The sequence below is a fragment of the Cupriavidus sp. CuC1 genome (assembly GCF_044627735.1).
Lineage (GTDB): Bacteria > Pseudomonadota > Gammaproteobacteria > Burkholderiales > Burkholderiaceae > Cupriavidus > Cupriavidus ulmosensis.
Genome location: NZ_JBIUHC010000008.1, coordinates 105,004 through 127,864 on the forward strand (window position 1 = coordinate 105,004; position 22,861 = coordinate 127,864).

The following is a 22,861-nucleotide window of genomic DNA, read 5'->3' on the forward strand; positions in this document are numbered from 1 at the left end:
AAAAAGGGAGCTGGACAATGGGAAATAACGAGGACGCGGGATTCCTGCCCAAGTGGCGGCTAAAGACGCACGGCGTGATTGCGCCGGATGAGCGCCTGCCCGCCGGCCAGACCCTCCTGGCAGGGATCCAGCATGTGGTGGCGATGTTCGGCTCGACCGCGATCGCGCCGATCCTGATGGGCTTCAATCCCAATATCGCCATCCTGTTTTCCGGCATCGGCACGCTGATCTTTTTCCTGTGCGTGCGCGGCAGGGTGCCGAGCTACCTGGGCTCCAGCTTTGCCTTCATCGCGGTGGTGATCGCGGCGACCGGCTACGCCGGCAGCGGCCCCAACCCGAATATCCCGGTGGCGCTCGGCGGCATCATCGCAGCGGGCGTGCTGTACCTGCTCATTGGCCTGGTGGTGCAGTCGGTCGGCTATCGCTGGGTGGAGCGGCTGATGCCGCCCGTGGTGACGGGCGCCATCGTGGCGGCCATCGGCCTGAACCTGGCGCCGGTGGCGGTCAAGGCCGTGAGCGGCGCCGCGCTGGACACCTGGGTGGGCCTGGCCACGGTGCTGGCCGTGGGCATGGTCGCAGTCCATGCGCCGGGCATGCTGCGCCGGCTCCCGGTGCTGGTGGGCGGGCTGTTCGGCTACGTGCTGTACTTCGTCTGCGCCAACGGGCTGGGCATGGGCAAAGGCATCGATTTCTCCGGCGTGGCCGCCGCCGCCTGGTTCGGCCTGCCGGTCTTCTCCACGCCGGTGTTCCAGGCCAGCGCCATGCTGCTGATCGCCCCGGTAGCCATCGTGCTGGTGGCGGAAAACCTCGGGCATATCAAGGCCATCAGTGTGATGACCGGCCGCAATCTCGACCCGTATATCGGCCGCGCCTTCATCGGCGACGGCATTGCCACCATCATCTCCGCCGGCGGCGGCGGCACGGGCGTGACCACTTACGCCGAGAACATGGGCGTGATGGCGGTGACCAAGATCTACTCCACGCTGATCTTCGTGGTGGCGGCGGCGGTGGCGCTGGTGCTGGGCTTCTCGCCCAAGTTTGGTGCGCTGATCCTGACCATCCCGGGTCCGGTGATCGGTGGCCTGACCATTGTCGTGTTCGGCCTGATCGCTGCCACCGCCGGGCGTATCTGGGTGCAGAACAAGGTCGATTTCTCCAGTTCGCGCAACCTGATCACGGTCGGCGCCACGCTGACCGTGGCGGCCGGCGACCTGACCCTGAAGCTGGGCGGCATGACGCTTGGCGGCATCGGTACCGCCACTTTTGGCGCGATCCTGCTGTATCACCTGCTGGGCAGCCGCAAGGCCGAGGCCGAGGCCGAGGCGGAAGCCGAGGCGGAAGCCGAAGCCTGACACACCGCGAAGCTAGCGGGCGCTCCCGCGGGGGAGCGCCCGCCACGTCGGCAACGCGGGCTTTGCGACTGCATTACAATGAGCGCCGACATTGGAATCCCGCTCACCATGGCCTACAAGACGATTGAAGACACCATCGGCAATACGCCGCTGGTGCAACTGCAGCGCATCCCCGGCGCCGCCGGCACGCCGCGCGGCAACGTAATCCTCGGCAAGCTCGAGGGCAACAACCCGGCGGGCTCGGTCAAGGACCGGCCGGCAGTCTCGATGATTGCCCGCGCCGAGTCGCGCGGGCGCATCAAGCCGGGCGACACGCTGATCGAAGCCACTTCGGGCAATACCGGTATCGCGCTGGCCATGGCAGCTGCCATCCGTGGCTACAAGATGGTGCTGATCATGCCGGAAGACCTGAGCATGGAGCGCCGCCAGAGCATGGCCGCCTACGGCGCGGAGATCATCCTGACGCCGGTCAAGGGCGGCATGGAATATGCGCGCGACCTCGCGGACTCCATGGAGCGCGATGGCCGCGGCGTGATCCTGGACCAGTTCGCCAACCCGGACAATCCGCTGGCTCACTACGAGACCACTGGCCCGGAGATCTGGCGCGATACCGAAGGGCGCATTACTCACTTCGTCTCTGCCATGGGCACCACGGGCACCATTACCGGTGTTTCGCGCTACCTCAAGGAACAGAACGCAGAGATCCAGATCGTGGGGGCGCAACCCGCCGAAGGCTCGCGCATTCCCGGTATCCGCAAGTGGCCCGAGGCGTACATGCCGAAGATCTACGACCCGAAGTTCATCGACCGTACCGAGCCTGTCGGCCAGGGCGATGCCGAGCACATGGCACGCCGCATGGCGCGCGAGGAAGGGATCTTCTGCGGCATCTCGGCTGCCGGCGCGCTGTGCGTGGCGCTGCGTATCGCCGAGGAAGTGGAGAACGCCACCATTGTGTTCGTGGTGTGCGATCGCGGCGATCGCTACCTGTCGACCGGGGTGTTCCCGGCCTGACGCCGCGTTGCTCCGCGCATTAAAAAAAAGCCCCGCGAATCTTGCGGGGCTTTTTGTTTCTGGTGCTGCGATTAGCGAGGTCAGCCCATCGCGGCCTTGACCGCCTCGCCCAGCTGGTACACGGCCAGCGCGTAGAAGAAGCTGCGGTTGTAGCGTGTCAGCACATAGAAGTTGCGCAGGCCGAGCATGTAGTCGGTGGTTTCGCCGGGCGTGGGCAGGTCCACCACCAGCACGCCGGTTTCGCCTTCGCGTGCCAGGTCGATCGGCTCGTCCACGCGCAGGCCGGCCTTGAGCAACTGGTTGAGCGTGCGGGTGGGCCATGGCTCGCCATCCGCAGCGGCGGCGACGATGCCGCGGCTGCCCTCGTCGGTGGCGATGCGCCAGACCACCGGGCGGCCCTGTTCCCAGCCGTGCAGTTGCAGGAAGCGGGCCACGCTGCCGATCGCGTCGGTGGCGCTGCTGCGCAGGTCGATGTGGCCGTCGCCGTCGTAGTCGATGGCGTATTCGCGCAGGCTGGTGGGCATGAACTGCGGAATGCCCACGGCGCCCGCGAAGGAGCCCAGCACCGAGAACACATCGGTGTTGGTGTCGCGGCACCACAGCAGGTAGTCGGCCAGCTGGTTGCGGAACAGCGTGGTGCGCGCTTCGCGGTTGGGCACGTCCGGATAATCAAAGGCCAGCGTGGAGAGCGAGTCGATCACGCGGAAGGTGCCCATGTCGCGGCCATAGATGGTCTCGACGCCGATGATGCCGACGATCACCGCGGCCGGCACACCGAACTCGGCTTCCGCGCGGCGCAGCGTTTCGCGATTCTGCTGCCAGAAGCGCACGCCCGCATCGATGCGGATCGGCTCGATAAAGCGCGAGCGGTAGGTGCGCCAGCTTTTGCGTCCCGGCGTGGCGGGCGGCATGATCAGGCGCACCACCGTGGACGAATACACGGCCTGGCCGAACCAGTCTTCCAGCGTCTGGCGGGCAAAGCCGTGGCGCGCCACCATCTCGTCGATGAAGGCGCGGCTCTTGGGGTTGTCACGGTAGCGGCCCGGCTCGATTTCTTCTTCGCGCACGCTCACGCGGCGCTTGCCGGCGGCAAGCAGGGCGGGGGAGACGCCGCACAAGCTCAATGCGGCAGCGGAAAGTGCGGCGCCCAGGAGCGGGCGGCGCAGGGAGCGCTGGGAGTCGGTCATGGTGTCCTTTGCAAGTCGCAGCGAGTATAGCGGATGGTGCCTGCGTGCCACCCCGCTGGGTGGCCAGCGCGGCATGTGATAACGTAACGAGTGGAGACCACGATTAAAGCAATAAGACATGCCCACAGGCTATTACACGCATCCCGAGTTCCTGCTGCATGAGATGGGGCATTTCCATCCGGAGTGCCCCGAGCGCCTGCGGGCCATTGAGGATCACCTGATCTCGCACGGCATGGACGGCCTGCTCGACCGGCGTGAGGCGAGCGCCGCCACCGCCGAGCAGATCGGGCGCGTGCATCTTCCGCAATACATCGCCTCGCTGGCCGCGGCCAGCCCTGCCAGCGGCTACTACCCGATCGATCCCGATACCTCGATGAACCCGCACACGCTGGCCGCCGCCACCCATGCGGCCGGCGCCGCGGTGGCCGCCACCGATGCGGTGATGGCGGGCGAAGTCGAGAACGCGTTTTGCTGCGTGCGCCCGCCGGGGCACCATGCCGAGCCGGATCGGGCCATGGGCTTTTGCTTCTACAACAATGTGGCGATCGCCGCGCGTCATGCGCTCGCCGCGCACGGGCTCGAGCGCGTGGCCATCGTCGATTTCGACGTGCATCACGGCAATGGCACCGAAGCCGCCTTCCGTGGCGACGCCCAGGTGTTGATGTGCAGCTTCTTCCAGCATCCGTTCTATCCCTACAGCGGCACCGAGCACATCGCCGCCAATATGTCGAACATCCCGCTGCCGGCCTATACCAACGGCCTGGCGGTGCGTGAAGTGGTGGAGACGATCTGGCTGCCGCGCCTGAACGAGTTCAAGCCGCAGATGCTGTTTATCTCGGCTGGCTTCGACGCCCATCGCGAGGATGACCTCGGGCAGATGGGGCTGGTCGAGCAGGACTATGCCTGGATCACCGCCCAACTGGTCGACGTCGCCCGCGCCCATGCGAAAGGGCGCATCGTCAGTTGCCTGGAAGGTGGCTATAACCTGAGCGCGCTGAGCCGTAGCGTGTGTGCGCACCTCAAGGTGCTGCTCGAACGATAGGAGGCCCTGGCATGGCTGAAACCGATATCCGCGATATCCGCGCCGTGACGCCGCTGCTCACCGAAAGCCTCGACGCCCCGGGCGTGCTGCGCCTGACGATGAACCGGCCCGAAGCGTTCAACTCGCTGTCAGAGGACCTGCTGGATGCGCTGTCCGCGGCGTTTGCCCGCGCCGGCGCCGATGCCTCGGTCCGCGTGGTGGTGCTGGCTGCGGCCGGCCGCGCGTTCTGCGCGGGCCATGACCTGCGCGAGATGCGCGCCAGCCCGTCGCACGACTACTACCGCCGCCTGTTCGACCGCTGCACCCGCATGATGATGGCGATGCAGAAGATGCCGCAGCCGGTCATCGCGCGCGTGCAAGGCATTGCCACCGCCGCCGGCTGCCAGCTGGTGGCGATGTGCGACCTGGCGGTGGCGGCCGACGTGGCCCGCTTTGCGGTATCGGGCGTAAATCTCGGCTTGTTCTGCGCGACCCCCGGCGTGGCGCTGTCGCGCAACCTGTCGCGCAAGCACGCCATGGAGATGCTGCTGACCGGCGACATGATCGACGCCCTGCAAGCCCGGGACCGCGGGCTGGTCAACCGCGTAGTGCCGGCCGATGCCCTCGATGCCGAGGTCGCGCGCCTGGCGGCCAGCATCTGCGCCAAGCCGGCCGCCGCCGTGGCCGCCGGCAAGGGCCTGTTCTACCGCCAACTGGAGATGGGCATCGAAGCGGCCTATCAGCTCGCCGGGCAGACCATGGCTTGCAACATGATGGATCCGGCGGCGCTGGAGGGCGTCCAGGCCTTTCTCGACAAGCGCCCGCCCTCTTGGAGTGATGTTTAAATATCTTTTTGTTGGCTTATACGGGCCTATATGCCCCTAACATATAAAGACATCGGCAAAAAGTCGTTTCTGGTATGAAGCGGATCGCTTAAAATGCGCGCTTCGCCCAAAAAATAAAATGCGGCAACAGCGCTAGAGAGACTTTCTCGCCTGTTGCCGTTTTCTTTTCACATGATCGAACTGCAAGGTCTTTCGCAGCGCTTCCCCGGCGGGTCGGGTGAGGTGTATGCGCTGCGGGACGTCAACCTGTCGATTGCGGCAGGTGAGGTCTTCGGCATCATCGGCCGCAGCGGCGCCGGCAAGAGCACGCTGGTGCGCGCCATCAACCTGCTTAACCGCCCCAGCGCCGGCCGCGTGAGCGTGGCCGGCCAGGAGTTGACCGCGCTTGACAGCGCCGCGTTGCGCAAGGCACGCCGCGACATCGGCATGATCTTCCAGCATTTCAACCTGCTGTCGTCGCGTACCGTCTATGACAATGTGGCGCTGCCGCTGGAGCTCGCCGGGAAGTCCCGCAGCGAGATCTCCGATACGGTGCTGCCGCTGCTGGAGTTGGTCGGCCTGACGGCGCTCAAGGATCGCTATCCTGCCCAGGTCAGCGGCGGGCAGAAGCAGCGCGTGGGGATTGCCCGTGCGCTGGCCAGCAAGCCCAAGGTGCTGCTGTCGGACGAGGCGACCTCCGCCCTCGATCCGGAGACCACCCGCTCCATCCTCGAACTGCTCAAGCAGATCAATCGCGAGCTGGGCCTGACCATCGTCATGATCACGCACCAGATGGAAGTGATCAAACAGGTCTGCGACCGCGTGGCCGTGCTCGAAGCCGGCCAGGTGGTGGAAACCGGCCGGGTGATCGACGTATTCCTGCGCCCCAAGCATGAAGTCACGCGCGCCATGATCGGCGACGTGATCGCGCAGGAACTGCCGCCTAGCGTGCTCAAGCGTGTGGAAAGCCGGCTTGGCAACGGGCGCGACCACGTCTACCGCCTGGCCTTCACCGGCGCGGGCGTGGACCAGCCGGTGCTGGCCCAGGCGATCCGCCGCTACGGGCTGGACTTCAACATCCTGCACGGGCATATCGACGAGATCCAGGGCCAGGCCTTCGGCTCGCTGGCCATCATGGCCACCGGCGAGCCGGCCGACGTGAAGGCGGCGATGGAGTACCTGCAACAAGAGGGCGTAGTGGTGGAGGAGATCGAGCATGTGGTCTGAAATGTTTGACCTGTTCCTGGCCTCGTTCAACGAGACACTGCTGATGGTGAGCATCTCGGGCGTGGTCGGCGCGTTGTTTGGCGTGCCACTGGGCGTGCTGCTGCACCTGACCAACCGCGGCGGCGTGCTGTCGCATCCGCTGTTCAACCGCACCATCGGCGTGGTGGTCAACGCCGTGCGCTCGATCCCCTTCATCATCCTGCTGGTGGTGGTGATCCCGTTCACGCGCTTTATCGTGGGGTCGTCGATCGGCACGACCGCGGCCGTGGTGCCGCTGACCATCGCCGCGATCCCGTTTATCGCGCGCCTGGTGGAAAGCGCGCTGCGCGAAGTCGACAAGGGCCTGGTCGAAGCCGCCCAGTCGATGGGCGCGAGCACCGGCCAGATCGTGATGAAGGTGCTGCTGCCCGAGGCCATGCCTGGCATCGTGGCCGGCCTGACCATCACCTTTGTCAGCCTGGTGGGCTACTCGGCCATGGCCGGCGCCATCGGCGGCGGCGGCCTGGGCGACCTCGGCATCCGCTACGGCTACCAGCGCTACATCACCGAGGTGATGGTGGCGGTGGTACTGATCCTGATCGTTTCCGTGCAAGCGGTGCAAAGCTTCGGCGACTGGCTGGTGCGGCGCATCAGCCACAAGTAACAGGTCGGCCCGGCATTCCGCCCGGCTATCTGCAAAGACATAGAGCCATCGAGAAAAAGGAAGTCAACATGCAACGTCGTAACTTGCTGCAATGGATTGTCGGCGCCGCCCTGGGCGCCACCCTGGCCACCGGCGCCGTGGCGCAGGAAAAGCCGATCAAGATCGGCGTCACCGGCGGCCCGCACGCCCAGATCATGGAACAGGTGAAGAAGGTCGCGGCCAAGGATGGCCTGAACATCCAGGTGGTGGAGTTCAGCGATTACATCCAGCCGAACGCCGCGCTGGCTTCGGGTGACCTGGATGCCAACAGCTACCAGCACCTGCCCTACCTGGAAGCGCAGATCAAGGACCGTGGCTACAAGTTCACCCACATTGCCTTCACCGTGACCTTCCCGATGGGCGTGTACTCCAAGAAGATCAAGTCGCTCGACCAGATCAAGGATGGCGCGCGCGTTGGCGTACCGAACGATCCTACCAATGGTGGCCGTGGCCTGCTGTTGCTGCAAAGCAAGGGCCTGATCAAGCTGCGCCCGGACGCTGGCCTGAAGGCTACGCCGCTGGACATCGTCTCCAACCCGAAGAAGATCCGGATCGTCGAGCTGGACGCCGCGCAACTGCCGCGCTCGCTGGATGACCTCGACGCTGCGGCCATCAACGGCAACTACGCCGAGTCGGCTGGCCTGTCGCCGACCAAGGACGCGATTGCCATGGAAGGCCCCAAGGGTCCCTATGCCAACCTGATCGCCATCCGCGAAGCCGACAAGAACAAGCCCTGGGTGGCCAAGCTGGTCAAGGCCTATCATTCGCCGGAGATCAAGCAGTATGTCCAGAGCACTTTCAAGGATTCGGTGATTACCGCCTGGTAAGTTTGAAAAAACCCTCAAAAACCGTATGCCGCAGGGCATCCTGCGGCACAATACGGCGAAGTTTTCACATTGCCGGGCTATGCCCGGCAATTCTTTACCGATAAAATAGTACGACCGTTCGAAAAATAAGAGTGCCACCCACCCGGTGGTTATAATGGCGAGCGAACCAAATTTCTGACTATCGACTATCAGTGGAGTGAGCGCATGAAAGTACTCGTCGCAGTCAAGCGCGTGGTGGATTACAACGTCAAGGTCCGGGTGAAGTCGGACGGCACGGGCGTGGATCTGGCCAACGTCAAGATGAGCATGAACCCGTTTGACGAAATCGCCGTGGAAGAAGCGGTGCGCCTGCGGGAAGCCGGGGTGGTCACCGAGGTGATCGCCGTGTCCTGCGGCGTGACCCAGTGCCAGGAAACCCTGCGTACGGCGATGGCCATCGGCGCCGACCGCGGCATCCTGGTGGAATCGAACGAAGACCTGCAGCCGCTGGCCGTGGCCAAGCTGCTCAAGGCCCTGGTCGACAAGGAACAGCCGCAGCTGGTGATCCTGGGCAAGCAGGCCATCGACGACGACTCCAACCAGACCGGCCAGATGCTGGCCGCGCTGGCAGGCCTGCCGCAAGCCACCTTCGCCTCGAAGGTGGTGGTGGCCGATGGCAAGGCCTCGGTGACGCGTGAAGTGGACGGCGGTCTGGAGACCCTGTCGCTCAAGCTGCCGGCGGTGGTGACCACCGACCTGCGCCTGAACGAGCCGCGCTACGTGACGCTGCCGAACATCATGAAGGCCAAGAAGAAGCCGCTGGATATCGTCAAGCCGGAAGATCTCGGCGTGGACGTGGCGCCGCGTCTGAAGACCGTCAAGGTCGTTGAGCCGCCCAAGCGTAGCGCGGGTGTGATGGTGCCGGACGTTGCGACGCTGGTGCAAAAGCTGAAGAACGAAGCCAAGGTCATCTGAGCGCGCCAGGAGATAAAACATGACTGCACTCGTCATTGCTGAACACGACAACCAATCCATCAAGGCCGCTACCCTGAACACGGTGACAGCAGCCGCCCAGTGCGGCGGCGATGTCCACGTGCTGGTGGCCGGCGCCAATGCCGCTGCCGCCGCTGCTGCTGCCGCGAAGATCGCCGGCGTGTCCAAGGTGCTGCTGGCCGATGCGCCGCAGTTCGCCGACGGCCTGGCCGAGAACGTGGCCGAGCAAGTCCTGGCCATCGCCAGCGACTACAGCCACATCCTGGCGCCCGCATCGGCCTACGGCAAGAACATCCTGCCGCGCGTCGCGGCCAAGCTGGACGTAGCCCAGCTGTCGGACATCACCAAGGTCGACAGCCCGGACACGTTCGAGCGCCCGATCTACGCCGGCAACGCGATCTCGATCGTGCAGTCGTCGGACAAGGTCAAGGTCATCACCGTGCGCGGCACCGGCTTTGACGCTGCCGCAGCCGAAGGTGGCTCGGCCGCCGTCGAAAACCTGCCCGCAGTGGCCGACGCTGGCATCTCGCAATTCGTTTCGCGCGAAGTCACCAAGAGCGACCGCCCCGAGCTGACCGCTGCCAAGATCATCGTGTCCGGTGGCCGTGGCGTGGGTTCCGGCGAGAACTACACCAAGGTGCTGACGCCGCTGGCCGACAAGCTGAATGCCGCGATGGGCGCGTCCCGCGCTGCCGTGGACGCCGGCTTCGTGCCCAACGATTATCAAGTCGGCCAGACCGGCAAGATCGTTGCGCCGCAGCTGTACATCGCCGTCGGTATCTCCGGCGCGATCCAGCATCTGGCCGGCATGAAGGACTCCAAGGTGATCGTCGCGATCAACAAGGATGCCGAAGCCCCGATCTTCTCGGTGGCCGACTACGGCCTGGTTGGCGATCTGAACACCGTCGTGCCCGAACTGGTGGCGGCGCTGGGCTGATCCCCACTGCCCGGCACGGCGTTTGACACGCCGGGCTCGATCAGGAAGTACTAGCCGTTCCGGGCCCGCCCGAGAACGGCTTTTTTATACATACCGGAGACATCGATGACCTACCGTGCCCCGCTCAAGGACATGCTGTTCGTGATGAACGAACTGGCTGATCTTGACGCCGTCAGCAAGCTGCCCGGCTTCGAGGACGCCACGCCGGAGACGGCGCAGGCGGTGCTCGACGAGGCGGCCAAATTCAACGAACAAGTGGTGGCGCCGCTCAACCGCATCGGCGACATCGAGCCCAGCAGCTGGAAGGACGGCGTGGTCACCACCACACCCGGTTTCAAGGACGCGTTCCGCCAGTTTGGCGAAGGTGGCTGGCAGGGCGTGCTGCATCCGCAGGAGTTCGGTGGCCAGGGCTTGCCCAAGCTGATCGCCACGGCCTGCAACGAGATGCTGAACACGGCGAACCTGTCGTTCGCGCTGTGCCCGTTGCTGACCGACGGCGCCATCGAGGCCCTGCTGACTGCGGGCAGCGACGAGCAGAAGGCCACCTTCCTGCCCAAGCTGATCTCCGGCGAGTGGACCGGCACCATGAACCTGACCGAGCCGCAGGCCGGCTCGGACCTGGCCGCCGTGCGTACGCGCGCGGAGCCGCAGGGCGATGGCACTTACAAGGTGTTCGGCACCAAGATCTTCATCACCTACGGTGAGCACGACATGGCGCAGAACATCGTCCATCTCGTGCTGGCGCGCACGCCCACGGCACCCGAGGGCGTCAAGGGCATCTCGCTGTTCATCGTGCCCAAGTTCCTGGTGGGTGAAGACGGCTCGCCGGGCGCGCGCAACGACGCGTACTGCGTGTCGATCGAGCACAAGCTGGGCATCAAGGCCAGCCCCACGGCGGTGCTGCAGTTCGGCGACCACGGCGGCGCCATCGGCACGCTGGTCGGCGAGGAAAACCGCGGCCTGGAATACATGTTCATCATGATGAACTCGGCGCGCTTCTCGGTCGGCATGCAAGGCATCGCCGTATCGGAGCGGGCCTACCAGCAGGCCGTGAATTTTGCCCGCGAGCGCGTGCAAAGCCGTCCGGTCGATGGCTCGGTGCGCGAGGCGGTGACCATCATCCATCACCCGGACGTGAAGCGCATGCTGATGACCATGCGCTCGCTGATCGAAGGCGCGCGCGCGGTAGCGTATGTGGCCGCGGCGGCGTGCGACACGGCGCACCAGCACGCCGACGAAGCGGTGCGCAAGCAAAGCCAGGCGTTCTACGAGTTCATGGTGCCCATCGTCAAGGGCTGGAGCACGGAGCTGTCGATCGATGTGACCAGCCTGGGCGTGCAGGTGCACGGCGGCATGGGTTTCATCGAGGAAACCGGCGCGGCCCAGCACTATCGCGATGCCCGCATCCTGCCGATCTACGAAGGCACGACCGCGATCCAGGCGAATGATCTCGTCGGCCGCAAGACGGTGCGCGACGGTGGTGCGGTGGCCCGGGCGATCTGTGCGCAGATCGCCGAGACCGAGGCCGCACTGGGCAAGCATGGTGGCGCGGCGTTCACCGCGGTGCAGGCGCAACTGGCCAAGGGGCGCGCGGCACTGGAGGCCGCGGTGGCGTTCGTCGTGGCCAACGCCAAGTCGGATCCCAATGCCGTGTTTGCCGGCAGCGTGCCTTACCTGAAGCTCTGCGGCATCGTGTTTTCGGGCTGGCAGCTCGGCCGCGCGATGCTGGCCGCGGATGCGAAGCGTAGCGAGGATCCGTCCTTCCACGACGCCAAGATTGCTACCGCGCATTTCTTCGCGGAGCACATCCTGTCGCAGGCATCGGGTTTGCGCGATGCCATCGTGGCGGGTGCGGTGCCGGTCAATGCGTTGAGCGAAACGCAGTTCTGAGCCTCCCGATCCCGGCAAGAAAAAGGCGGCCCCGCGGGGCCGCCTTTTTTATCGCGCGTTGGAACAGTGCGCGGGTCAGGCCGTCGCGTGACGCGGCGCGGCGTGCGTTCTCGCCGGCTTGAGATAGCGCATGACCGAGAGGTCGTCCGCGCGGATCGCCGGCGCGGTGCCGGACACCAGGTCCGACAGCAGCTTGCCCGAGCCGCAGGCCATGGTCCAGCCCAGCGTGCCGTGGCCGGTATTGAGCCACAGTCCCTTGAGCGGTGTGGGGCCGACGATGGGGGTGCCGTCCGGCGTCATCGGGCGCAGGCCGGTCCAGAAGCTGGCGCGGCTGACATCGCCCGCGCCCGGGAACAGGTCTGTGACCACATGCTCCAGCGTGCGGCGCTTGGCCGGGTCGAGCGAGCGGTCGTAGCCGACGATCTGTGCCATGCCGCCTACGCGGATGCGATCGTCGAAGCGCGTGATCGCCACCTTGAACGTTTCGTCGAGCACGGTGGAAACGGGGCTGCGGTCCGCATTGGTCATCGGCACCGTGAGCGAGAAGCCCTTGAGCGGATAGACCGGCAGGTTCGACAGGCCCGGCAGGACGTTCTTCACGAACGGCGTCGACCAGCTACCCAGCGCTACCACGACCAGGTCGGCCAAGACGGGCTGGCCGCCAACCATGGCGCCGGTAACGGCATCGCCCTTGGTCAGCAGCCCGTCGATGGAGCGGTTGTAGTGGAACTGCACGCCCAGGCCCTCGGCCATGGCGGCGAGTTGCCGGGTGAACAGCTGGCAGTCGCCGGTTTCATCGTTGGGTAGCCGCAGGCCGCCGCTCAGCTTGTGGCTGACGGCGGCCAGGGCCGGTTCGCTGGCGGCGAGTTCCTCGCGCGATAGCAACTGGTAGGGCACGCCGGCTTGTTCCAGCACGGCAATGTCCTTGGCGGCACCGTCGAGCTGCTCGGCGGTGCGGAAGAGTTGCAGCGTGCCTTGCTGGCGGCCTTCGTAGGCGATGCCGGTATCGGCGCGCAGGGCCCGGATGCAGTCGCGGCTGTACTCGGCCAGCCGCACCATGCGTTCCTTGTTGACGGCATAGCGCTCGGCGCTGCAGTTCATCAGCATCTGCCACATCCATTGGAGCTGGAACAGCGTGCCGTCCGGCTTGATGGAGAGCGGGGCGTGCTCCTGGAACATCCACTTGATGGCTTTGAGCGGCACGCCGGGCGCGGCCCAGGGCGATGCATAGCCCGGGGAGATCTGGCCGGCATTGGCAAAACTGGTCCCAAGCGCGGGCGCGGCCTCACGGTCGATCACGGTGACTTCGTGGCCGGCACGGGCCAGGTACCAGGCGCTGGTAACGCCAATTACGCCACTGCCAAGAACGAGAACGCGCATAGTCGGAAGCTCGCAACCAAGAAATAGAATGGATAAAGTATTTACATCTATACTATTGAAATATTGGTAGTCATAGTTGTCGTAATTTTCAGGGAAACAGGAAGAACTAATGAGAACAAGTCGTCAGCCCGTGCGCAGCCTGGACCGGCTGGATCGGAAGATCCTGGCCTTGCTCCAGGCGGACGGGCGCATGTCGATGAAGGAACTGGCGGAAGCGGTCGGCCTGACCATCACGCCATGCATCGAGCGGGTCAAGCGCATGGAGCGCGACGGCGTCATCATGGGCTATTACGCGCGCCTGAATCCCGCGCTGCTCGGCAGCGGCCTGCTGGTGTTTGTCGAGATCTCGCTGGGCAACAAGTCCGGCAATATGTTCGAGCAGTTTCGCCGCGAGGTGTCGCGCATCCCGGAGGTACTTGAGTGCCATCTGGTCTCGGGCGATTTCGACTACCTGATCAAGGCCCGCATCCGCGAGATTGGCGAGTATCGCCGCCTGCTGGGCGACATCCTGCTGCAGTTGCCGGGCGCCGCGCAGTCCAAGAGCTACGTGGTGATGGAAGAGATCAAGGAAACGCTGGCGATCGCGGTCGACGAGAAGACCCCGCACGCCTGAAGCCGCGCTGGCCCTGCTGTATCTGGCAACACGGCCTAGAACAGCGACATCTGCGGCGCGGCGCTCGCCCGGGAAAAATGCTCGGTGGTCAGGGGATGGCGCTCGGCATTAAGCCCGAAGCGCTGGCAGGCGAGCTTGAAGCGCTTGCGCAGCAGTTCGGCAAAGATGCCCGTGCCGGTCATGCGCGTGCCAAACCGGGAGTCGTAGGCCTGGCCCCCGCGCATTTGCGCGACCAGGCTCTCCACATGCCGGGCGCGCAGCGGATGGTAGGTGGCCAGCCACTCGGAGAACAGCTGCTCCACCTCGCGCGGCAGGCGCAGCAGGATATACGCCGCCGTTTTCGCCCCGGCCTTGGCTGCCGCCTCGAGGATGGACTCCATTTCCGGATCGGTCAGGCTCGGAATGACCGGCGCCACCATCACCCCCACCGGAATGCCGGCCTTGCTCAGGGCTGCGATGGCGGCCAGGCGGCGCGCCGGCGCGCTGGCGCGGGGCTCCAGCGTGCGGGCGATTTCATTCTTGAGCGACGTGACCGACATATGGACCCGGATCAGGTTCTTGGCCGCCATGCGCTGCAGGATGTCGATGTCGCGCGTGACCACGCCCGACTTGGTCGTGATGGCCACCGGATGGTTGAACCGCTCCAGCACTTCCAGGATGCCGCGCGTGATCTTGAGATCCCGCTCGATGGGCTGGTAAGGGTCGGTATTGGCTCCCAGCGCGATTACCGTCGGTACATAGTTGCGGTGAGCCAGCTCGGCCGCGAGCAGGGCGGCGGCGTTGTCTTTTGCGTACAGGCGGGTTTCGAAGTCGAGGCCCGGCGAAAGCCCCAGATAGGCATGGCTGGGCCGGGCATAGCAATAGATGCAGCCATGCTCGCATCCGCGGTACGGATTGATGGACGCGTCGAACGGCAGGTCTGGCGACTGGTTGCGCGAAATGATGCGCTTGGCCTTCTCCGTAAAGACAATGGTCTGGATCTGGGGTGTCTCTGGCTCATCGAAGGCTTGGGACTCATCGGCGACCCGCTCGCGGGTCCAGGCGTCGAACCGGCTGACATCGTTCGAGCGCGCCGCCCGGCCTTTCAGCGGGCTGGAGGAGGGAGGTCGGGTCGTCACGTCGGCGGTCCTGCGGCTACGGTTGGTACTGTATATTTATACAGTGTTTCGCGTAAACAGCCAAGGCGTGTTTTTACCGGGCCGAAGAGGCAGAGGAGGCTGAATAGGCGGAAGACCCTGCCTAGGGGCAGTCCCAGTAGGGTGGGGCGCCGAAGCGCGCGGCAAAGAAATCGATAAACGCGTGTGTCTTCGCGGGGACCTGGCGACGGCTGGGATAGACCGCCCAGATCGACACGGCCGGCAGCACCGGGTAATCGGGGAGCACGCTGACCAGCGCACCGCTGCGCAAGTGGGGGCCAACATCCCAGGTGGACTTGAGCGCCAGCCCCATGCCAGCCAGGATCGCATCCCGGATGACTTCGCCATTGTCCGTGCGCAGGTTGCCGGTGACCGCCACCGCGGTCTTGCCCAGCGCCGTGTCGAACTGCCAGGAGGCCTGGTCGCCCAGCACGATGCAATTGTGGTTGCGCAGGTCTTCCGGGTGCCGGGGCGTGCCGTGCGCGGCGAGATAGGCGGGCGAAGCGCAAACGGTGCGATGGCTCGGGGCCAGGGGGCGTGCTACCAGGGATGAGTCCGGCAACGCGCCCATGCGCAATGCCACGTCAACGCCGGCCTCGACCAGGCCGATCACCTGGTCGATCAGGCGCAGGTCCAGTGTCAGGCCGGGATAGGCAGCGAGGAAGGCGGGAATGGCCGGCGAGACGTGCTGGCGGCCGAAGGAGGCGGGCACTGTGACCCGCAGCTGCCCCTGGGGCGCTTGCGCGCCGTGGCCTACCGACTGCGCGGCCTGGTCGGCCGTGTCGAGCAATTGCGCGGCATGTTCGAGGAAGCGCTCGCCCTCGCCGGTCAGGGAGATGCGGCGCGTGGTCCGGTGCAGCAGCCGCGCGCCGAGTTGCTGCTCGAGTTGCGCCAGGCGGCTGCTGGCCGAGGAGGTGGACAGCCCGAGATCGCGCGCCGCGGCCGAGAGGTTGCCCAGCGACGCTGCGCGCACGAACACGGCGATGTCCAGCAGGTCGAAGTGCATCGGCGCTGGGGCGCGGGGCCTGGGGCTTACTGCGACAAGGCGCGCGCGGCTTCGACCTGGGATTCGAAGAAGGTCTGGAAACTGATGGCCAGGCCTGCCATCAACAGGCCCGTACCGATCAGCAGGGACAGGATGACCAGGATCACGACGGGCCAGCCCGAACGAGTCGGCGTGCCATGCGGGTTGAAGCGGGCATCCCATTTATCGTCGGGGCGCAGGCCATACACGATGGCCGCCAGGAACGCGCTGATTACCGACGTGCCGCCGGCAATGGCGAAGGTCCAGTTCAGGGCCGGCGAGCCGGCGCCCGTCTGCATCGACATGACGCCGATGACCCCGGCGAGTGCCGCCAGCAGGTGCGCCCAGGCAAATTTATCGCGCAAGCCACCTAGGTAGAAGCGATGCAGGCCCACGGTGCCGAACAGGAAGGCCAGTGCGACCGTGATCAGTTTGGATTTGCCCTGAAGCGGCTTGGGGGTAGCGGGGGCTGAAACTTGGGTGGCGGCAGGCATGGGGCGACAGCTAGGTTAATGGCCGGCAGGGGCGGCCGACGCAAACTCAGGTGAGTGCCAGTCAGGCTGGCGTCGGCGCTCATTGTACGCTGGCGGAAAACGCGAGCGAACGCCGGCCGAGCAAGGCAGGAGGCTATACGCGTCGGACGAGCAATACCCGCGAGAGTTCCTTTCGCGGCACATCGTCGAGGAGGGGGAAGCAAGGCGGAGCAGCGCTGATCGCCGCGGGCAGGGCAATCAGCCAGAAAGAAAAGTGGGGAGGGGGCCGGCGTGCCTAGCGGCCGCCGTCTCGTCCGCGCGCTTGCCAGCCCGGGCCCATGCCGGAGCTGCGCTGCTCGCCGCGCCCGTTGTCGCCTTGCATATTGCGATCGGGCTGCCGGTTGCGTTCATCGCCGCGTTCCTGGGGCGGCTGGGGGCGGCCATTCAGGCGGTCATCGGCGCGCGCGCGGGCTTCCATTCGTTCGATCTGGGCCCGCACATGGTCTTGCCGTTCAGCGCGTACGCTCGCCATCGCCCATGCGCCCTGGCCAGGCTGGCTTTGCGCATTGCTCACATTCCGGCCTTCGGGCCGGCTATGTTGCCAAAACGCGACCTGTGCATGGCTGACAGCAGTGAGGCCGAGCAAAGAAACGGCCAACAGGATGCCAGCCACCGAGTCGCGCAGGAGGGTGCGGGGGAGCATGCGGAATCCCAGTATCCTGTCGCGTGGTGAGGTTGTTCGAGATATGGGTTCATGGTACGCACGCGTCTTCGGCGCGCCTATGCTAAAGCCGTTACCGGTGTAACGGATTGTTTCGCTACTGTCCCGAGAGCCGCGCCGTATCCCGAGAGCGGCAAGGGTTCAGGGTGCGTAGCGGATGCGATATACCGCGCCCGCCATGTCGTCGCTGACCAGCAGTGAGCCGTCCGGGGCAACCTGGACATCGACGGGCCGGCCCCAGGGTTTGTCGCCCTGCAGCCAGCCTTGCGCGAACACCTCCTGGCGCACCGCCTGGCCGCGCTCGTTCAGCACCACCCGGACGATGCGGTAGCCGATCGGCTTGGTTCGGTTCCAGCTGCCGTGCTCGGCAATGAAAATGTTGTTGCGGTATTCGGCGGGGAATTGCGTGCCGGTATAGAAGCGCATGCCGAGCGCGGCGACGTGGGCGCCCAGCTTTGCCACCGGCGGCTCGAACTCGGAGCAGGCGCGCTGCTTGCCGAACTCCGGGTCGGCAACGCTGCCGGCGTGGCAGTACGGGTAGCCGAAGTGCTGGCCGGCCCGTGTCACCCGGTTGAGCTCGTCGTCGGGCACATCGTCCCCCAGCATGTCGCGCCCGTTGTCGGTGAACCAGAGCTGGCGGGTGGCCGGGTGCCAGTCGAAGCCCACCGAATTGCGCACCCCCTTGGCCACGACCTGCAAGTCGGTGCCGTCGGGCTTCATCTTCATGATGTTGGCGTAGCGGTTTTCGTCGGGTGCGCAGATATTGCAGGGGGCGCCGACCGGCACATAGAGATAGCCATCCGGGCCAAAGGCGATAAACTTCCATCCGTGATGCGTTTCGGAGGGGAAGCGATCGCTTACCACAACGGGCTTGGGCGGGTTGTCCAGGCGGGCATCGATGTCATCCAGCCGGACGATCCGCGAGGTCGAAGAGGCGTAAAGCGCCCCGTCGCGGAAGGCCAAGCCTACCGGCATGGTCAGGCCGGTGGCGACGGTCCTGATTTTCGGGGCGGGCGCCAGCGGGTTGCGGATTGCATACACCTTGCCTTCGCCGCGGGTGCCGACAAAGAGCGTGCCCCCCGGCGACAGGGTCATGCCACGTGCTTCCGGCACCTCCGCGCTCAGCAATTCGATGCGAAAGCCTGGCGGCAGCTGGATCTGCTCCAGCGGCAGGGCGGCGTTGGCATCGGGGCTGAGCCAGATCGCTGCCACGGACGCCGCGAAAGTGCTCGCGAGCAGGGTCCGGAAGCTGCGAATGTGAAGGTGAAAACGCATGGCGCGCTCTCCTGTCGGGGTTTTCACCACGATGCCTGTGGCCGGGTGTCGCGTCAATCGCTCTAAGTGTTTGTTTGGCCTCGGAATTTGGTCTATACTCTTGCGTTTCGTGTTCGAACATCAAGTTTTCTGAGGAATCAAACCCATGGTCGTAATCCGTCTGGCTCGCGGTGGCAGCAAGAAGCGCCCCTTCTTCAATATCGTCGCTGCTGACTCGCGTAATCGTCGCGATGGCCGTTTCATCGAGCGTATTGGTTTCTACAATCCCCTGGCTTCGGCAAGCGAAGAAGGCCTGCGTCTGGTGCAAGACCGCCTGACGTACTGGACCGGCGTTGGCGCCCAGCTGTCGCCGACGGTTGCCCGTCTGGTCAAGCAAAACGCCGCCAAGGCTGTAGCCTGATAGTTGTGACGCGCGTTTCGCGACGCGTGGCAAACGACACGTGACAGAACGCAAGCAAGGCGCCCCGGCGCGGCGGCCACTCAACGTGCCGCTCGAGCCCTCGGCCCGGCGCGAGGCCGGTGAGCAGGAAAAGCCCAGTCTCAATCGCGGCGCAACCGGGTTGCCGGCGGTGCTGGCGTATACCGATAAGCTGCCGGACGACCTGATCGAGGTCGGTTATGTCGGCGCGGCTTATGGAATACGGGGCTGGATCAAGGTCCAGCCGCATGCCGACGATGCGAGCGCGCTGTTGCACGCGCGCCGCTGGTGGCTGTTGAAGCCGCCGCCAACCGGCCTGGCTGGCGCGGCGGATGCCGTTGCCTCCGAGGCCTTGTGCGTGAAGATCGTGCAGTCCCGCGAGCACAGCGGTACCGTGGTGGCCCAGGCGAGCGGCGTGTCCGAGCGCAACCACTCGGAAGCGCTCAAGGGTCGCCGTGTCTGGATTCGTCGCGAGGATTTCCCCGCGCCGGATGAAAATGAATTCTACTGGGTCGATCTGATCGGCTGCGCCGTGTTCAATGAGCAGGGCGAGTCGCTGGGCGAAGTGTCCGGGCTGATCGACAACGGTGCGCACCAGATCCTGCAGGTGGCGCATGCCTTGCCCGATGGCAAGGCGGGTGAGCGCCTGATTCCCTTTGTCGACGCATTCCTGCGCTCGGTCGATATTTCGGCCCGGCGCGTGGTGGTGGACTGGGGCCTGGATTACTGAGCGGGCCCGAGCTGGTGAATGCGCGGGCGCTTGGCCGGCGATGGCCGGTGGGCGAGTGTTGGGCAAGTAAAGGGAGAGGCGGATGCAGTTCGATGTAATCACGCTGTTTCCCGAGATGTTCCGCGCGCTGACCGACTGGGGCATTACCAGCCGGGCGGCAAAGCAGCAGCGCTACACGCTGCGCACCTGGAATCCACGCGACTTCACCAGCGACAACTACCGTACCATCGACGATCGCCCCTATGGCGGCGGCCCTGGCATGGTGATGCTGGCCAAGCCGCTGGAAGATGCCATCGACGCGGCGTGTTCCGCCCAGCAGGCGGCGCAGGCTGAGCCGGTACGGCCGCACGTGGTGCTGATGTCGCCGCAAGGCGCGCCGCTGACACACCAAAAAGTGATGTCGCTGGCGCAACGCCCCGGCCTGGTGATGCTGTGTGGCCGCTATGAAGCGATCGACCAGCGCTTGATCGAGCGACGGGTCGATGAGGAAATCAGCCTCGGCGATTTCGTGCTGTCGGGCGGCGAGTTGCCGGCCATGGCCGTGATCGACGCGGTGGTCAGGCATTTGCCGGGTGTACTGGGCGACGCCCAGTCGGCTGTCCAGGACAGCTTCGTCAACGGGCTGCTGGATTGTCCGCACTACACGCGGCCGGAAGAATACGAAGGTGTGCGGGTGCCCGATATCTTGCTCGGGGGCCATCATGCCGAGATCGAGAAGTGGCGGCGCCAGCAGGCGCTGGCAAATACTGCGAAGAAGCGCCCCGATCTGATCGAGGCAGCGCGCAGTCAAGGGTTGCTAAGCCGGGTCGACGAGAAATTCCTGTCGGCATGGCTGGCGAAAGAAGGGCGGGAGCTCGCTCCCGCCAAGTGAAACCCCATCCTCTGCCGGGGCCCAGGCCGTGCCTGGGGCATACAACGTCGGCATGATGGACAAGGAGAAGAAACGATGAACATCATCGAGCTGATCGAGAAAGACGAAATCGCGCGTCTGACCGCGAACAAGACCATCCCCGCATTCGCACCCGGCGACACCGTGATCGTCAGCGTGAACGTGGTGGAAGGTAGCCGCAAGCGCGTCCAGGCTTATGAAGGCGTCGTGATTGCCAAGCGCAATCGTGGCCTGAATTCGTCCTTCATCGTGCGCAAGATTTCGTCGGGTGAAGGCGTGGAACGTACGTTCCAGCTGTACTCGCCGCTGATCGCCGCGATCGAAGTGAAGCGCCGTGGCGACGTCCGCCGCGCCAAGCTGTATTACCTGCGTCAGCGTTCGGGCAAGTCCGCGCGGATCAAGGAAAAGCTGGCATACAAGTCGGCACCGGCCAAGGCTGCTGCCAAGGCTGCTGCTCAGTAAGGCGCCAGTTGCCGCGATCGGCTTGCCGGTCGCAGCTGCGCAAAAAGGGCACCCTCGGGTGCCCTTTTTGCATCTCGGCGTGCCACGTTTGCCGCGTCGCAGCACAAACGTTTTGGCTGGCTTCTGTCATACTCGCAACGATTATGCGTCCTGCCTTTGATCCCGAATCCCTTCCCATCGTCGCCACCGATACCCGGCACCCCCCGCTGGCCGACGTGCGCCTGCAGCCGGAGTTCATCCGCCACCGGCTCCAGTCGCCGCCTGCCTGGGACCCCGAGCTGACCGATGAGTCGCGCGCCTATGACCGCAGCCTGAAGCTGCGCGATGCAGCCGTGCTGGTACCGTTGGTGGAGCGCGAGGATGGGCTGACCGTGCTGCTGACCGAGCGCAACGCCAACCTGAGCGCGCACGCGGGGCAGATCAGTTTCCCGGGTGGGCGGCACGAGGCGTTCGATATCGACCGGACTGCCACGGCGCTGCGCGAAACCGAGGAAGAGGTGGGGCTGGCGCGCGATTATGTGGAAGTGCTGGGTAGCTTGCCCGACTACATCACGGGCACCGGCTTCCATGTGAGCCCGGTGGTGGGCCTGGTCCGCGACGGTTTCACGCTGCGCCCCGACGCGCGCGAGGTTGCCGATGTGTTCGAGGTGCCGCTGGGTTTCCTGATGGACCCGTCGCATCACCAGCAGCGCCTGTTCCGCTGGGTGGACGGCGAGCGGCTGTTCTACGCCATGCCGTTTCCGCGCGAGGATGGCGGCCACCGGTTTATCTGGGGCGCCACTGCCGGCATGTTGCGCAACCTCTACCACTTGCTGGCAGCCTGAGGGCTGCCCTCGCGCTCAGGCGGCTGCAGCCGCCGGCTCGATGTCTTCCCCGATGCAGTGCGGGCAGCTCTTGCCCACCACGTAGTGCGGGCTTTGCTGTTCCTCGGCGGTGACCACGGCGCGGCAGGCAAAGCACTGCTTGGGGCCGGCCGGTTCCAGGCTGGGGTTCAGCGCGGTGCGGTAGTCAAAGACGAAGCAGTCGCCCTGATAGTGGCTGCCGCCGACTTCCTCGAAATACTTCAGGATGCCGCCCTCGAGCTGGTAGACGTGCTCGATGCCGGCTTCCTGCATGTGGATGGCGGCTTTCTCGCAGCGAATGCCGCCGGTGCAGAACGACACGATGGTCTTGCCTTCGAACTCCGCCTTGTGCGCGGCGATGGCCGGCGGGAAATCGCTGAACTTGGCGATGTCGTAGTCGACCGCCTGCTCGAACGTGCCGACCGCGACTTCAAAGGCATTGCGTGTATCCAGCATCACCACCGGGCGGCCGGCATCGTCGTGGCCCTGGTCCAGCCAGCGCTTGAGCGCGACCGGCTTGACTGCCGGCGCGCGGCCCGCCTCGGGGCGGATCAGCGGCATCTTCATGGTGATGATTTCTTTCTTCTCGCGCACCAGCATGCGTTTGAAGGGCTGGTTCTCCGACAGGCTTTCCTTGGGCTCGATATCGGCAAAGCGCGGGTCGGCGTGCAGCCAGCCGACGAAGCCGTCGATGGCCTCGCGCACGCCGGCCAGGAACAGGTTGATGCCTTCCGGCGCGAGCAGGATCGTGCCCTTGAGCCCGTGTGCTTCGCAGCGCGCGCGCATTTCCGGGCGCAAGACCGGGATGTCGTCCAGCGAGACGAATTTGTAAGCGGAGATGTTTACGATCTGCATAGGTGGCGCGCAACGGGCCCGCGCCGTATGAGTGCGCGGTAACTGCCTGATTGGAAAGGCGAAATTATAGCGCCTTGCAGGCCTCGTGCCGGGCTTTTCCGAGCGCTCGGCTC

The 22,861-nt window shown here is 65.3% G+C and carries 24 protein-coding genes; 16 read left to right on the plus strand and 8 right to left on the minus strand.

Annotated elements, in window-relative coordinates; translation table 11 throughout:
* Positions 1-17 precede the first annotated feature (17 nt).
* On the plus strand, positions 18-1,352 hold the full coding sequence (locus ACGLHR_RS05510; RefSeq protein ID WP_400092522.1) for a solute carrier family 23 protein: 1,335 nt from the start codon (positions 18-20) through the stop codon (positions 1,350-1,352).
* A gap of 108 nt (positions 1,353-1,460) precedes the next feature.
* Entirely contained in the window at positions 1,461-2,363 is a 903-nt protein-coding gene (cysM, locus tag ACGLHR_RS05515; RefSeq protein ID WP_267606613.1) for a cysteine synthase CysM, read from the plus strand.
* 80 nt (positions 2,364-2,443) lie between these two features.
* Here cysM and mltB read toward each other — a convergent pair whose 3' ends face one another.
* Positions 2,444-3,550: a lytic murein transglycosylase B gene (gene mltB / locus ACGLHR_RS05520; protein WP_400092524.1), complete on the minus strand. Its 1,107-nt coding sequence runs from the start codon at positions 3,548-3,550 to the stop codon at positions 2,444-2,446.
* Positions 3,551-3,668: 118 nt separating this feature from the next.
* Here mltB and ACGLHR_RS05525 point away from each other — a divergent pair, with 118 nt between their 5' ends.
* The 8 genes from ACGLHR_RS05525 to ACGLHR_RS05560 all read left to right on the plus strand — a co-directional run bounded on the left by ACGLHR_RS05525 (position 3,669) and on the right by ACGLHR_RS05560 (position 11,930).
* Positions 3,669-4,592, plus strand: coding sequence for a histone deacetylase family protein (locus ACGLHR_RS05525; protein ID WP_400092525.1), 924 nt, complete (start codon positions 3,669-3,671; stop codon positions 4,590-4,592).
* Positions 4,593-4,603: 11 nt separating this feature from the next.
* A complete protein-coding gene (locus ACGLHR_RS05530; RefSeq protein ID WP_400092527.1) occupies positions 4,604-5,416 on the plus strand; it encodes an enoyl-CoA hydratase in 813 nt (270 codons plus the stop codon).
* Positions 5,417-5,587: 171 nt separating this feature from the next.
* Positions 5,588-6,622, plus strand: a complete 1,035-nt coding sequence (locus tag ACGLHR_RS05535; protein WP_400092528.1) for a methionine ABC transporter ATP-binding protein — start codon at positions 5,588-5,590, stop codon at positions 6,620-6,622.
* Entirely contained in the window at positions 6,612-7,265 is a 654-nt protein-coding gene (locus tag ACGLHR_RS05540; protein ID WP_400092529.1) for a methionine ABC transporter permease, read from the plus strand. Before ACGLHR_RS05535 ends, ACGLHR_RS05540 begins: the two co-directional genes overlap by 11 nt.
* 68 nt (positions 7,266-7,333) lie before the next feature.
* Complete coding sequence (locus ACGLHR_RS05545; RefSeq protein WP_318233391.1) at positions 7,334-8,131, plus strand: MetQ/NlpA family ABC transporter substrate-binding protein; 798 nt, start codon at positions 7,334-7,336, stop codon at positions 8,129-8,131.
* Positions 8,132-8,335: 204 nt separating this feature from the next.
* Entirely contained in the window at positions 8,336-9,085 is a 750-nt protein-coding gene (locus ACGLHR_RS05550) for an electron transfer flavoprotein subunit beta/FixA family protein (RefSeq protein WP_400092530.1), read from the plus strand.
* Between the two features lie 19 nt (positions 9,086-9,104).
* On the plus strand, positions 9,105-10,040 hold the full coding sequence (locus ACGLHR_RS05555; RefSeq protein WP_174423155.1) for an electron transfer flavoprotein subunit alpha/FixB family protein: 936 nt from the start codon (positions 9,105-9,107) through the stop codon (positions 10,038-10,040).
* Positions 10,041-10,145: 105 nt separating this feature from the next.
* Entirely contained in the window at positions 10,146-11,930 is a 1,785-nt protein-coding gene (locus tag ACGLHR_RS05560) for an acyl-CoA dehydrogenase (protein WP_400092531.1), read from the plus strand.
* 75 nt (positions 11,931-12,005) lie between these two features.
* Here the strand turns inward: ACGLHR_RS05560 and ACGLHR_RS05565 are convergent, their stop codons facing one another.
* Positions 12,006-13,310 (minus strand): D-amino acid dehydrogenase, encoded by a 1,305-nt coding sequence (locus ACGLHR_RS05565; RefSeq protein ID WP_400092532.1) that lies wholly within the window; start codon positions 13,308-13,310, stop codon positions 12,006-12,008.
* A 109-nt stretch (positions 13,311-13,419) separates the two neighbouring features.
* Here ACGLHR_RS05565 and ACGLHR_RS05570 point away from each other — a divergent pair, with 109 nt between their 5' ends.
* On the plus strand, positions 13,420-13,923 hold the full coding sequence (locus ACGLHR_RS05570; RefSeq protein WP_318233388.1) for an Lrp/AsnC ligand binding domain-containing protein: 504 nt from the start codon (positions 13,420-13,422) through the stop codon (positions 13,921-13,923).
* A gap of 35 nt (positions 13,924-13,958) precedes the next feature.
* Here ACGLHR_RS05570 and ACGLHR_RS05575 read toward each other — a convergent pair whose 3' ends face one another.
* The 5 genes from ACGLHR_RS05575 to ACGLHR_RS05595 form a co-directional block, all read right to left on the minus strand.
* Complete coding sequence (locus ACGLHR_RS05575) at positions 13,959-15,041, minus strand: PA0069 family radical SAM protein (RefSeq protein ID WP_400092533.1); 1,083 nt, start codon at positions 15,039-15,041, stop codon at positions 13,959-13,961.
* Positions 15,042-15,162: 121 nt separating this feature from the next.
* Positions 15,163-16,065 (minus strand): LysR family transcriptional regulator, encoded by a 903-nt coding sequence (locus tag ACGLHR_RS05580; protein ID WP_400092535.1) that lies wholly within the window; start codon positions 16,063-16,065, stop codon positions 15,163-15,165.
* Between the two features lie 26 nt (positions 16,066-16,091).
* Positions 16,092-16,577: an NINE protein gene (locus ACGLHR_RS05585; RefSeq protein ID WP_400092536.1), complete on the minus strand. Its 486-nt coding sequence runs from the start codon at positions 16,575-16,577 to the stop codon at positions 16,092-16,094.
* A gap of 274 nt (positions 16,578-16,851) precedes the next feature.
* Positions 16,852-17,259: a hypothetical protein gene (locus ACGLHR_RS05590; RefSeq protein WP_400092537.1), complete on the minus strand. Its 408-nt coding sequence runs from the start codon at positions 17,257-17,259 to the stop codon at positions 16,852-16,854.
* 159 nt (positions 17,260-17,418) lie between these two features.
* A complete protein-coding gene (locus tag ACGLHR_RS05595; protein ID WP_400092539.1) occupies positions 17,419-18,552 on the minus strand; it encodes a PQQ-dependent sugar dehydrogenase in 1,134 nt (377 codons plus the stop codon).
* A gap of 145 nt (positions 18,553-18,697) precedes the next feature.
* Between ACGLHR_RS05595 and rpsP the strand changes: the two genes are divergently transcribed.
* From rpsP to ACGLHR_RS05620, 5 genes are all read left to right on the plus strand, one after another.
* On the plus strand, positions 18,698-18,952 hold the full coding sequence (gene rpsP, locus ACGLHR_RS05600; protein ID WP_006158390.1) for a 30S ribosomal protein S16: 255 nt from the start codon (positions 18,698-18,700) through the stop codon (positions 18,950-18,952).
* A 160-nt stretch (positions 18,953-19,112) separates the two neighbouring features.
* Positions 19,113-19,700: a ribosome maturation factor RimM gene (rimM, locus tag ACGLHR_RS05605; RefSeq protein ID WP_400092559.1), complete on the plus strand. Its 588-nt coding sequence runs from the start codon at positions 19,113-19,115 to the stop codon at positions 19,698-19,700.
* Between the two features lie 82 nt (positions 19,701-19,782).
* Positions 19,783-20,571 carry a tRNA (guanosine(37)-N1)-methyltransferase TrmD gene (gene trmD, locus ACGLHR_RS05610; protein WP_400092540.1) on the plus strand — a complete coding sequence of 263 codons (789 nt, stop codon included), beginning with the start codon at positions 19,783-19,785 and terminating at the stop codon, positions 20,569-20,571.
* Positions 20,572-20,646: 75 nt separating this feature from the next.
* On the plus strand, positions 20,647-21,051 hold the full coding sequence (gene rplS / locus ACGLHR_RS05615) for a 50S ribosomal protein L19 (protein ID WP_267605883.1): 405 nt from the start codon (positions 20,647-20,649) through the stop codon (positions 21,049-21,051).
* A gap of 143 nt (positions 21,052-21,194) precedes the next feature.
* Positions 21,195-21,875 carry an NUDIX hydrolase gene (locus tag ACGLHR_RS05620; protein WP_400092542.1) on the plus strand — a complete coding sequence of 227 codons (681 nt, stop codon included), beginning with the start codon at positions 21,195-21,197 and terminating at the stop codon, positions 21,873-21,875.
* A gap of 15 nt (positions 21,876-21,890) precedes the next feature.
* Here the strand turns inward: ACGLHR_RS05620 and ACGLHR_RS05625 are convergent, their stop codons facing one another.
* Positions 21,891-22,748, minus strand: a complete 858-nt coding sequence (locus ACGLHR_RS05625; protein WP_400092543.1) for a sulfurtransferase — start codon at positions 22,746-22,748, stop codon at positions 21,891-21,893.
* Positions 22,749-22,861 lie beyond the last annotated feature (113 nt).

Coding starts and splice junctions, on each gene's coding strand:
- ACGLHR_RS05570 (WP_318233388.1), top strand. CDS start 13,420: ATGAGAACAAGTCGTCAGCCCGTGCGCAGCCTGGACCGGCTGGATCGG.
- ACGLHR_RS05525 (WP_400092525.1), top strand. CDS start 3,669: ATGCCCACAGGCTATTACACGCATCCCGAGTTCCTGCTGCATGAGATG.
- ACGLHR_RS05535 (WP_400092528.1), top strand. CDS start 5,588: ATGATCGAACTGCAAGGTCTTTCGCAGCGCTTCCCCGGCGGGTCGGGT.
- ACGLHR_RS05545 (WP_318233391.1), top strand. CDS start 7,334: ATGCAACGTCGTAACTTGCTGCAATGGATTGTCGGCGCCGCCCTGGGC.
- trmD (WP_400092540.1), top strand. CDS start 19,783: ATGCAGTTCGATGTAATCACGCTGTTTCCCGAGATGTTCCGCGCGCTG.
- ACGLHR_RS05560 (WP_400092531.1), top strand. CDS start 10,146: ATGACCTACCGTGCCCCGCTCAAGGACATGCTGTTCGTGATGAACGAA.
- ACGLHR_RS05580 (WP_400092535.1), bottom strand. CDS start 16,065: ATGCACTTCGACCTGCTGGACATCGCCGTGTTCGTGCGCGCAGCGTCG.
- ACGLHR_RS05620 (WP_400092542.1), top strand. CDS start 21,195: ATGCGTCCTGCCTTTGATCCCGAATCCCTTCCCATCGTCGCCACCGAT.
- ACGLHR_RS05510 (WP_400092522.1), top strand. CDS start 18: ATGGGAAATAACGAGGACGCGGGATTCCTGCCCAAGTGGCGGCTAAAG.
- ACGLHR_RS05565 (WP_400092532.1), bottom strand. CDS start 13,310: ATGCGCGTTCTCGTTCTTGGCAGTGGCGTAATTGGCGTTACCAGCGCC.
- ACGLHR_RS05550 (WP_400092530.1), top strand. CDS start 8,336: ATGAAAGTACTCGTCGCAGTCAAGCGCGTGGTGGATTACAACGTCAAG.
- ACGLHR_RS05595 (WP_400092539.1), bottom strand. CDS start 18,552: ATGCGTTTTCACCTTCACATTCGCAGCTTCCGGACCCTGCTCGCGAGC.
- cysM (WP_267606613.1), top strand. CDS start 1,461: ATGGCCTACAAGACGATTGAAGACACCATCGGCAATACGCCGCTGGTG.
- ACGLHR_RS05625 (WP_400092543.1), bottom strand. CDS start 22,748: ATGCAGATCGTAAACATCTCCGCTTACAAATTCGTCTCGCTGGACGAC.
- rplS (WP_267605883.1), top strand. CDS start 20,647: ATGAACATCATCGAGCTGATCGAGAAAGACGAAATCGCGCGTCTGACC.
- mltB (WP_400092524.1), bottom strand. CDS start 3,550: ATGACCGACTCCCAGCGCTCCCTGCGCCGCCCGCTCCTGGGCGCCGCA.
- ACGLHR_RS05530 (WP_400092527.1), top strand. CDS start 4,604: ATGGCTGAAACCGATATCCGCGATATCCGCGCCGTGACGCCGCTGCTC.
- ACGLHR_RS05540 (WP_400092529.1), top strand. CDS start 6,612: ATGTGGTCTGAAATGTTTGACCTGTTCCTGGCCTCGTTCAACGAGACA.
- ACGLHR_RS05590 (WP_400092537.1), bottom strand. CDS start 17,259: ATGCTCCCCCGCACCCTCCTGCGCGACTCGGTGGCTGGCATCCTGTTG.
- ACGLHR_RS05555 (WP_174423155.1), top strand. CDS start 9,105: ATGACTGCACTCGTCATTGCTGAACACGACAACCAATCCATCAAGGCC.
- rpsP (WP_006158390.1), top strand. CDS start 18,698: ATGGTCGTAATCCGTCTGGCTCGCGGTGGCAGCAAGAAGCGCCCCTTC.
- ACGLHR_RS05585 (WP_400092536.1), bottom strand. CDS start 16,577: ATGCCTGCCGCCACCCAAGTTTCAGCCCCCGCTACCCCCAAGCCGCTT.